Here is a 10,432-nt window from a genome sequence, read left to right on the forward strand (position 1 = left end):
TCTTTTTATTATACTTCTTTTAGAACTTGGTGTAAAGATACTGAACAGGCTCTAATACTGGCATACTGTTCCAATAACTATTCCCTCAATGGAATCAAGCGGAAAACTGTTGGGCAAGGTCAACATGGTACCGCTCGTTTCGCCACAAAAGCGGAGGTAAAACATACGTATACCCAAGTCCCATTTGATGTGAAAAACTGGCGAAAAGGCAGATATCTGCCAACAGTTCAGGGAACAGTAGTCGGCTGTAAATCTCATGGAAAACAGACGATTGCTCTTGTTGACGAGGGCGATGTGCATACCCTTATGATTGGCGCTGCCGGCGTGGGAAAGACCGCTTTTTTCTTGTATCCCAATCTGGAATTTGCTTGTGCCAGTGGTATGTCTTTTTTGCAAACCGACACGAAGGGCGATGTATTCCGAAATTACGGCAGCATAGCGAAAAAGTATTACGACTACAATGTTTCTGTGTTGGATTTACGCAATCCCACACGCTCCGATGAAAACAATATCCTGCATCTGGTGAACAAGTATATGGACATCTATTTGTCCGATAAGCACAACCTTTCCGCAAAGGCAAAAGCCGAAAAGTACGCCAAAATCACGGCAAAAACCATCATCAGCATCGGCGGAGGGGACGCAGCAGCTTACGGTGCAAACGCCTTTTTCTACGACGCAGCGGAGGGTCTGCTTGCTTCATTAATTCTGCTTCTTGCCGAGTTCGGTGAGAAAAACGAACGCCACATTGTGTCGGTTTTCAAGATGATTCAGGACTTGCTGGAACCTGTGCGGGAAAAGCAATCCGTCAAAAAAACTGCACCCAAAAGCGGCTTCAAGGCTTTGATGGAACGGCTGCCGGATGAGCATAAGGCGAAGTGGCTTGCAGGTTCCGCATTGCACTCTGCAGATCAGGCGATGTTGTCGGTCATGAGTACAGCCCTGTCCCGTCTGAACAGCTTTATCGACTCGGAAATGGAGCAGATTCTGTGTTTTGGTACTGCATTGGATGCGGAAAAATTCTGCAAGGAAAAGTCGGCAATCTTTATCGTGCTTCCAGAGGAAGATGTCAGCAAATATTTCATGGTATCGCTGATTATTCAGCAGCTATACAGAGAAATTCTTGTGATTGCCGATGAGAACGGCGGTCGCCTGCCAAACAGGGTGATGTTTTATTGTGATGAATTCGGCACTTTTCCAAAAATCGAGGGCGCAGAAGCCATGTTTTCCGCAAGCCGTTCCAGAAGAATCAGCATTGTAGCGATCATTCAGTCCTTTGCGCAGTTAAACAAAAACTACGGCAAAGAGGGACAGGAAATCATCACGGACAACACGCAGCTGACCATTTTCGGTGGATTTGCGCCCAATTCCCAATCGGCAGAAGTGTTGTCAAAGGCACTGGGTGAACAGACCATTTTGTCAGGCAGTGTGTCTCATGGTAAGGAAAAATCCCAATCGCTTCAGATGATCGGCAGACCGCTTCTCACAGTGGACGAACTGAAATCTATGCCAAAGGGGCAGTTTATTGTCATGAAAACGGGTACACATCCCATGATTTCACCGCTGAAGTTGTATTTCAAATGGGGCATCTCCTTTGAAGAACCGTACATTTTGGAGGACAGGGGTGCAAGAACTGTCACCTACATGAGCAAGGAAGCACTGATGCGTGAAGTGGAGATCCAGTATCCGCAGATGAAAAAAACAGTTTCGGAAGAAGATGAAGAATTGGAAGAAGAAACGTCAAAACGAAGAAAAATTCCGAGGACAGGAGGTGTGTAAAACCTGAAATTTGCAAGAGAAATTTATGAGTATGGACTGCCTCACAGGGCAGTTGCGGTGTACATGTATCTGTCCAATCGTGCAAACAAAAACAGGGAGTGCTACCCGTCCGTCAGGACGATTGCAGAAGATCTGCATTTGTCGAAATCCACGGTGTTTCGTGCATTAAATGATCTGGAAACTGCGGGACTCATTACTCGTGAAAAGCGCTGGCGAACAAGCGGCGGACGCAGTTCTACGTTATATCAATTAAAGGAGTGTTGAAATGCATACAGAAAAAATGTGCAGCTGTTATCGTATTACAAAGCGGTATTTTCTGAAAACCAAACGGAAATGCCGCTGTTTTTATTGCCGTTCCAACCGGCAGTATGCGAACATGAAGCGGCTGTTATCGGCGGAAGAAAAACTAAGAGAATGGAGTGTGGGCGATGTTTGATTGGATCGGCGATGCACTGTCGTGGGTGGGCGATAAGTTTTCCGATGTAGGGACTGCCATTTCTGAAGCCGTCTGGGACGTGATGCTGGAGTGGCTGTTCAACACCATATACGGTGCAGTTGCTGAGTTTTTCGGTATGATGAATGGCATGGGTGCGGATATTTTCAGCCAGTCTTGGGTGAGCGCTTTTTTGCAGCTGTTTTCCCTGTTTGGTTGGACGCTGTTTGCCGCAGGGCTGGTAGTTGCAGTATTTGATACAGCAATCGAATATCAAACCGGACGGGCAAACATTCAGAGTACCTGTCTGAACGTGCTGAAAGGCTTTATGGCGGTCAGCTTGTTCACGAAAGTTCCGGTGGAGATGTACAAGTTTTGCATCACGCTGCAAACTACATTTTCAGGAGATCTAATCGGTTCATTTATCGGTGCAACTCGCGGAGATTTAGGCGCAACGGCAGAAGTGGTGCTAAAAAATATGGGCGGATATTCAGGGTTATTAGGACTGCTGACCATGATTGCGCTGGCCTACTGTGTGGTAAAGCTATTCTTTGTCAACATCAAGCGGGGCGGTATTTTGCTGTGCCAGATTGCGGTGGGAAGTCTGTATATGTTCTCCCTTCCAAGAGGCTATGCAGACGGATTCAATAGCTGGTGCAAGCAGATTTTTGCGTTGTGTCTGACAGCGTTTTTGCAGACAAGCCTGATGTTCTTAGGGCTGCTGACATGGCAGACCAATATGCTGCTGGGACTTGGCATCATGCTTGCAGCAAATGAAGTGCCGAGAATTGCGCAGCAGTTCGGGCTGGATACCAGCGTGCGAGTCAACATGATGAGCGTAACCCATACGGTAAATTCTGCGATTCATGCAGGAAAATTTGTGGCGAAAAAATTGGCATAGGGGGTGCATTATGAAAACATATATTTATCCGCAAAACTTGAAAGCGACCTCCAGACTGTGGCTCTGGAGTATTCGGGACTTTCTGATGATTTGTCTCGGACTGATTCTGTCAGTAGTAATTTTAACGCAGCTATGGACGTTTCTGCCCTTTGCCATTACGGCGGTGTTTGCATTTCTGAGCATTCGATTGGAGGAAACGACGGTAATCGATTACATGGCCTGTGCGTTTCGGTTTTTCGTGACCGCACAGCAGTTATTTTATTGGAAGTGAGGATGATTATGAAGAACAAAAAATCAACGCAGAACCTGTTTGGACTGCGGACATTCGGTAAATACAGTTTGCAGACGGACAAGGCTGAACTTGCTTTTTTCAGTGTGCAGCCCACCAATATTTCTGTGCTGTCGGCTGAGAATATTGATGTGAAAATCTATCATCTGATGATGCTGCTCAGCATGATTCCGGAACTGGAAATCATTTGTCTGGACAGCTGCGAATGTTTTGACGGGAACAAGGTGCATATCAAGAACCGCTTGAAATCTGAGGGAAATCCAAATGTGAGAAAGCTGTTGAAACAGGATGCGGCATTTCTGGACGATATTCAGGTTGAGATGTCTACGGCAAGGCAGTTTCTGTTTTGCATTCGTTTCAAGGACAAGAAGGAAGAACAGGTGTTTCAGCAGATCAATCGTGTTTCCAAAGTGATTTCGGAGCATGGATTTGACGTGCGGCGCATGGAAAAATCTGACGTCAAGCGGATGCTGGCGATTTATTTGGAAGCGTCCATGCACGGAGAGGAAATTTCCGATATTGAGGGAGAAAATTACTTAGAGACAGCGTAAAAACGGAGGTATTGAAATTGAAAATGTTTCAGAAAAAGAAGAAAATGCTCACGCCAGAACAGGCGGAAGAAATCCGGATTCAGGAATTTTTTGACCGTATTGTGCCCAGTACAGTACGGTTTTTTACGGATCATTTTATCTGCGGCAATAGCTACAAATGTGTGTGGGCAGTGCGGGAATGGCCAACCACAACCGAAGAACAAGCGATTCTGGCACACCTTGCAGACAGAAATTCTGTGACGCTCCGCATTTACAACAGACTTGTGGACAGTGCGGAGCAGCGGCAAATTATTCAGCACGCTACCCGGCGGAACAAACTGATGTCCACCACCAACGACGTGACGGAATCCCTGACAGCGGAGAGTAATTTGCAGGATGTAGTGCAGCTGATTGCTGACCTGAGACGAAACAAAGAACCGCTGCTGCACTGTGCTGTCTTTATCGAATTAAAGGCAAATTCCGAGGACAAGCTGAAAGAATTGCAATCGGATATTTTAATGGAATTGACACGTTCCAAAATTACAGTAGACAGGTTGATTCTGCGTCAAAAAGAGGGCATGATTTCGGCTTTGCCCTTTGGATACAATGCGTTTGGAAGCCTGTATGAACGTGTGCTTCCGGCGAGTTCTGTGGCAAATCTCTATCCGCTGAATTATTCCGGCAAAACGGATGAAAAAGGTTTTTATATCGGTCGGGATAAGTTTGGCACGAACATTCTGGTGGATTTTGACAAGCGCAGTGATGATAAAACCAACGCAAACGTGCTGATTCTGGGCAACAGCGGTCAGGGGAAATCTTATCTTATGAAACTGTTGTTGACAAATTTGCGTGAAAGCGGCAAGAGTGTGATTGTTCTGGATGCGGAACAGGAATATGCCGATCTGACGAATAATCTCGGCGGTACTTATCTGGATTTCATGTCGGGAGAATATATGATCAACCCACTGGAACCAAAAAGTTTTGGCGAAGCAGAGCGTGATGAAACTTCACCGGAGCCGTTCCGGAAAGTGACAAGGCTTAGTCAGCATATCTCTTATCTCAAGGACTTTTTCCGAGCTTACAAGGGTTTTTCCGACAGTGAGATCGACACCATTGAAATTATGCTGATGAAGCTGTATGCGCGGTTTGACATTGACGATCTGACGGATTTTAACAAGCTGAAACCAACGGATTATCCGGTGATGCAGGATTTATATGATCTCATTGAAAAAGAGTTTATGATCTTTGATCATGAGAAAAAGCACTTATACACAGAGGAAACTTTGCAGAATATTTGCCTGGGACTGCACTCTATGTGTAAAGGTGCGGAGTCGAAATATTTTAATGGGCATACGAACATTAAGGATTCGCAGTTTCTGTGCTTCGGTGTGAAAGGTTTGATGGATACCAACAAACGGCTGAAAGATACGCTGTTGTTTAACATTCTCAGCTATATGAGCAATCAGCTTTTGGGGGTTGGAAATACCGTTGCAGCAATTGACGAATTGTATTTGTTCCTCACAAATCTGACGGCAATCGAGTACATCCGCAATGCCATGAAGCGTGTGCGCAAAAAGGAGTCGGCGATGGTGATCGCAAGTCAGAATGTGGATGACTTTTTGATTCCGGAGGTACGGGAGTTGACCAAACCGCTGTTTGCGATTCCAACCCATCAGTTCTTGTTCAATGCTGGAAACATCGAGCCAAAGGCGTATACGGATACTTTGCAATTGGAGATGTCGGAGTTTTCGCTGATTCGATATCCGGAGAGAGGGTCTTGTTTGTATCGGTGTGGAAATGAGCGGTATTTACTTCAGGTGCATGCGCCGGTTTACAAAGAAAAGCTGTTTGGAAAGGCAGGGGGAAGATGAGCGTCACAGTCGCTGCTGCTGCCAAAAAAATTGCTGTCTACCTTGCCACGGATAAGCGGACATGGAAAGTGGTTGGTACGACTATTGGCATTGTGATTGTAATCATTTTGTTGCCAGTCATGCTTCTGTTGGCAGTGGGGAATCAGTTTTCCAACGCAGATGCACAGCAAATCGACTACAGTCAATTTGTGCAGAGTCTTTCTATGGAACAGCAAACGCAGCTGTTTCTGATGGAATCGGACGGAACAGCCATTGCGGATGCACTGACAAAGCTGAACCTAAAAAATCAAATCGTAAAAGCGCAGATGCTCTATCTCACCTATTTTGACAGTGTTCAAAAGGGTGAGAATTTTTTTGCAGAATACGCCAATTGTTTCAAGGAAAGCGATGATAAAAAGCTGATTGACAGCTTAAATCAGAAGTACGGACTGGGCATTGATTATACGGAATTTATGCGTTCCTATGCTGTAATTTCTAATGTCAGCATTGATGAAAATTGGTTCTTAAATTTGGATGTGAAGAACAACATTGATCTGGCACGCTGGGCAGAAAATGCCTATGAAACCTGGTGGGGATATGTTCCCTACAGCGATGGGAATGTGCTGTATGCAGATTTATATCAATCTTTGCTGGAGCAATATCCCGATGAGATTACAGAAGAATGTGACAAGTGGCGGAACCGCAGGGCTGTTGACAATTACAATCTGCTGCGGTCGTATCTGTGGTATGACGCAGAAAGCCGAGAGATTACAGTAGAGGGGTACAGTGAAACGGTGCAGGAACTGTATCAATCTGCATCTGTAAAAGGCAGTATGGACACGCTTCCCAAAACGGTCGGAACGGTGGTGATCTGCGGCAATATCATCGGCATTTTTGTCGGTGATAGCTATGTTGTGTACGCCAAATCCATTGCGGACGGCGTGGTAAAAGAGCCTATTTCGGAGGGGAACTGGACGGCTTGGTTTGAAATTCCTTGGATTCAGTACGGCGAGGAAAAGAGTTTTAGCAATAACATTCGGTTTGAAGAATATGACCCGGCTGTGAAAAACAACCTGGACTTGGTGCAGTGGGCGATTCAGGCACATGAAAACGGATGGGGTTATGTCTACGGCACTTACGGAAACGTGCTGACGGAATCATTGCTGCAGGACAGAGCGTCTGTGTTCGGCAGTCAGGTCACAAGTTACATGGATTTCATTCGTTCCAATTGGATGGGAAAACGAACTGCGGATTGTGTGGGTTTGATTAAAGGTTATGGTTGGTATGACTCTGTCAGTGGTGAAATTGTGGTAGGTTCCAACGGTATGATGGATGTGACTGCAAATGGTATGTTTGAAGCGGCGACTGTCAAAGGCACGATTGATACCATTCCGGAAGTGCCCGGACTTGCAGTATGGCATCAGGGGCATATCGGAATCTACATTGGCAATGGCGAGGTGATTGAAGCCATGAATACAACCCGTGGTGTGACCAGAACAAAACTTGCTGGGCGGTCTTGGACGCATTGGTTACAGATTCCGTACATCAGTTATGTGGAGGAAAAGGAAAATGAGAGTACACTTGAAAAATGATGGGTATGCGTTATCGGCAGAGTTCCCGATGACCGTTTTTGAAATGCAGGATGCACTGGACAAGCTACAAATTCCACCGGAAACCAGAGCTGTCACGTTTCAGATTTATGATTTTCGGAATATGAATCTGCTGTCAGAACTATGTGAAAAGGATTTTACAGCGGATATTTTCAGGCTGAATCTGTTCGCAGATCGGTTTGAAAAACTGGAACATCCGGAGATGGCAGCGCTGAAAAGTCTGCTGCAAACTTATCCGGAAAGCGATTTTGAGGACATGCTTTTGATGACCTACGGGTTGGATTCTGTAATGGTTTATCCCTGTGAGGACTGCCGTGAACTGGGCGAAACGGTCATTGAAAACGAATTGCTGCCGGAATTGGAGAGCTGTTCCGATGAGATTCTGGAGTTGCTTGACCGTGAAAAGGTCGGGAAAATGATGCAAGAATGTGAGAGTGGTGTGTTTGTGGATGGACATTATTGTGTGACATCAGGTTACGAACCGCCCGACATTCATTTTGAATTTGGAGAACCAGAGCAATGTTTTTTTCGTCTGCTGATTGCGCCGGATGCGCAGAAAACAGCGCAGGCACAGTGGATTTCCATGCCCTGTAATGCGGAAACACTGCTTGAAGTTTATGATCAGACTTGCTGTGAATTGCAGTCATCACTGCCGTGGATTACGTCAGACAGTCTGAAAAATATGCATCAGATCGACATACTGAATGTCTTGGCAGAACGGATGTCGGAACTTTCTCACAATGATTTTGTGAAGCTGAAAGCGGTTATGGACAGCGAACGGATTCGTGAGATTCCAGATGTGCTGGTGTGTATGGAGCATTTGCCTGAGTATGAATGGGATCGGTCTGTTCGGGATTGCAGTGAGTTTGGTCGGGCGTATCTGGCGAAAAATCTGCCTACCAATTTTGATATTTCTCTTCTGAAAAGTGGAGATTTTTATGATTTTGGCAGTCAGATTATGAAGCAAACAGGCAGTGCCGTGACATCTTACGGTGTGATTTCCGGCAGGGGTCAGAGCCTGTATTCTGCGCTGACAATGCAGCCGGAGCAGCAGCTTGAGGAGGACTTGGAAGAAGATTTTGAAATGAAAATTGGAGGTCTGAGCTTATGAAAAAATCAGTCACAGTAAGCGTTGATTCTGAAAAATTGTCTGCGCTGGAGATGTATCTGGGGCAGAAAAATATGAAGCTGTCGGAGGAACTTGAAAAGTTTGCAGAGCAGCTTTATCAGAAATATGTGCCGTCCAATGTGCGTGAATTTATTGAGTTGACGACGGTGAAGAAGCCATCTCTCAGGACGAAAAAGGATGCGTCTATGGAATCTGAAAATCAGTCGGAGCAGTAATGCACACCAGTTTGCGCCACGTTGCCTTGTGTGTCGTTTTCATGGCATGGGTGGGAAACTTATCCCCCTGAGATAGTCAAGGCGAATCTTGGGCGCTTGTGGCGGCGTTTGAAGATGGTTGGATTCAGCGGAATCTGGGTGGGTTCAGTGGGTTTATTTCATTGCAAGTTAAAGCAGCAGGGTTGCCGCAGTCACAGCGGACGGCAAAGCCGACCGCAATTCGGGGCTTTTTGAGGATTTCGCTCAGGGGTTGTGAAATCGGACTTTTGAGAAATTCGGGGTTGTATTCGCAGAAAATCAGGGGATTTTGGTCATTTTTAAGGAGTTGGTCAAGTGAGTTTTGCAAATAAGGTGAAATTTGCGCTGTGGGTATATCCGCAGACGATGAAAGATGTGGAGGTACATTTTAAAGGCGATAATTGTAAATCGCAGAGTGAATTTATTGAAAAGGCAATTAAGTTCTACATTGGTTATCTGGACGAAGAAAAAAGTGTGAATTACATTTCGCCCATGATTACCGAAACGGTCAAAGCGCAGATCAAAGGTACGGAACAGAGGCTTGCTCGTTTGCTTTTCAAGGTTGCGGTGGAGCTTGGAAAGCTGTCGCATATGCTTGCAGCGGCGAATGATGTGGACGATGAAACGCTGCGGCAGCTTCATATTATGTGTGTGAATGAGGTTCGTAAAATTAATGGCATTATTGATTACGAGGACGCTGTAGAATACCAGAGGGAGTGATCAGATGCCAAAAATTATTGTTACAAGCCGCTATCTGAAAAGCGGCAGCAGAAACAGAAAGCAGCTATATCGCTACGTCAAATATATTGCAACTCGTGAGGGATCGGTTGCAGTTACCATAAAAGATGAAAAGGCTCCTGCTACGAAAAAGCAGCAGGAGCTTATTTCATCTCTACTGAAAGATTTCTCCGACAGCAAAGAGTTGTTTGAATACACGGACTATATGCAAAATCCAAATCAGAAAACAGCTTCGGAGTTTATCTCAGCAGTCATCGACAGGAACATGGACAGACTGACAAACCGTGAAAATTATGTGGGTTATCTTGCGAACCGTCCCGGCGCAGTTAAGTTTGGTGCGCACGGTTTGTTTTCACAGTCGGATGAACCAATTGATCTGGAAAGGACTGCAAAAGAAATTGCAAATCACGGTGGCAATGTGTGGACGCATGTCGTATCATTAAGACGTGACAATGCTCAAGCAATGGGATATGACAATTTAACTGTGTGGCGTGATCTTGTCATAAGGCAAATCTCGAACATTGCAAAGCATCAGAAAATTGATCTGGCAAATTTCAAGTGGTATGCAGCTTTTCATGATAAGGAAACCAATCCTCATGTGCATATCATCATATATTCCAAAAACGAGCGTGAAGGATTTCTGATGAATCATGGCATCGAAAAAATTCGCAGCGGCTTTGCAAATGATATTTATCAGGATGAATTGCATCATCTGTATCAGCAGCAAACGGACTTGCGGAATCTCTTGAAAAAGGAATCAGCGGAGTTGGTACAGAAGCTTGCATCTGACATTTCATCCAGTGATTTTTCAGATGCAGAATTATTGCGTCTGGTTGCAAAACTGCATGAACAGCTGGTAACTGCAAAAGGCAAGAAAACTTATGGATACTTAGAGCCTGTTCAGTATCTTTACACCAAGTTCTAAAAGAAGTATAATAAAAAG

General features: G+C 45.2%; 12 protein-coding genes. All 12 read left to right on the forward strand.

The window, feature by feature from the left end; all coding sequences use genetic code 11:
• The first annotated feature begins 54 nt into the window (after positions 1-54).
• Positions 55-1,776 (forward strand): type IV secretory system conjugative DNA transfer family protein, encoded by a 1,722-nt coding sequence (locus tag QZ375_RS12480; RefSeq protein ID WP_295219594.1) that lies wholly within the window; start codon positions 55-57, stop codon positions 1,774-1,776.
• A 36-nt stretch (positions 1,777-1,812) separates the two neighbouring features.
• Entirely contained in the window at positions 1,813-2,040 is a 228-nt protein-coding gene (locus QZ375_RS12485; protein ID WP_338095174.1) for a helix-turn-helix domain-containing protein, read from the forward strand.
• Between the two features lies 1 nt (position 2,041).
• A complete protein-coding gene (locus QZ375_RS12490; protein ID WP_021681555.1) occupies positions 2,042-2,212 on the forward strand; it encodes a hypothetical protein in 171 nt (56 codons plus the stop codon).
• Positions 2,205-3,110: a conjugal transfer protein TrbL family protein gene (locus QZ375_RS12495; protein ID WP_295219586.1), complete on the forward strand. Its 906-nt coding sequence runs from the start codon at positions 2,205-2,207 to the stop codon at positions 3,108-3,110. Before QZ375_RS12490 ends, QZ375_RS12495 begins: the two co-directional genes overlap by 8 nt.
• Positions 3,111-3,120: 10 nt before the next feature.
• Positions 3,121-3,381: a hypothetical protein gene (locus tag QZ375_RS12500; RefSeq protein ID WP_295219587.1), complete on the forward strand. Its 261-nt coding sequence runs from the start codon at positions 3,121-3,123 to the stop codon at positions 3,379-3,381.
• Positions 3,382-3,389: 8 nt separating this feature from the next.
• On the forward strand, positions 3,390-3,950 hold the full coding sequence (locus QZ375_RS12505) for a hypothetical protein (protein WP_295219588.1): 561 nt from the start codon (positions 3,390-3,392) through the stop codon (positions 3,948-3,950).
• A gap of 23 nt (positions 3,951-3,973) precedes the next feature.
• A complete protein-coding gene (locus QZ375_RS12510) occupies positions 3,974-5,800 on the forward strand; it encodes a DUF87 domain-containing protein (RefSeq protein ID WP_295219595.1) in 1,827 nt (608 codons plus the stop codon).
• A complete protein-coding gene (locus QZ375_RS12515; RefSeq protein WP_295219589.1) occupies positions 5,797-7,371 on the forward strand; it encodes a hypothetical protein in 1,575 nt (524 codons plus the stop codon). The genes QZ375_RS12510 and QZ375_RS12515 overlap by 4 nt, the downstream gene beginning before the upstream one ends.
• Positions 7,349-8,500 (forward strand): hypothetical protein, encoded by a 1,152-nt coding sequence (locus tag QZ375_RS12520; protein ID WP_295219590.1) that lies wholly within the window; start codon positions 7,349-7,351, stop codon positions 8,498-8,500. The genes QZ375_RS12515 and QZ375_RS12520 overlap by 23 nt, the downstream gene beginning before the upstream one ends.
• Positions 8,497-8,733, forward strand: coding sequence for a DUF6103 family protein (locus QZ375_RS12525; RefSeq protein ID WP_295219591.1), 237 nt, complete (start codon positions 8,497-8,499; stop codon positions 8,731-8,733). Before QZ375_RS12520 ends, QZ375_RS12525 begins: the two co-directional genes overlap by 4 nt.
• A gap of 333 nt (positions 8,734-9,066) precedes the next feature.
• Positions 9,067-9,471: a hypothetical protein gene (locus tag QZ375_RS12530; protein WP_295219592.1), complete on the forward strand. Its 405-nt coding sequence runs from the start codon at positions 9,067-9,069 to the stop codon at positions 9,469-9,471.
• 4 nt (positions 9,472-9,475) lie between these two features.
• The gene (mobP3, locus tag QZ375_RS12535; protein ID WP_295219593.1) at positions 9,476-10,414 is read left to right on the forward strand and encodes a MobP3 family relaxase; all 939 of its coding nucleotides are present in this window, start codon (positions 9,476-9,478) and stop codon (positions 10,412-10,414) included.
• Positions 10,415-10,432 lie beyond the last annotated feature (18 nt).

This window comes from Ruminococcus sp., assembly GCF_019417665.1.
GTDB lineage: Bacteria > Bacillota > Clostridia > Oscillospirales > Ruminococcaceae > Ruminococcus_C.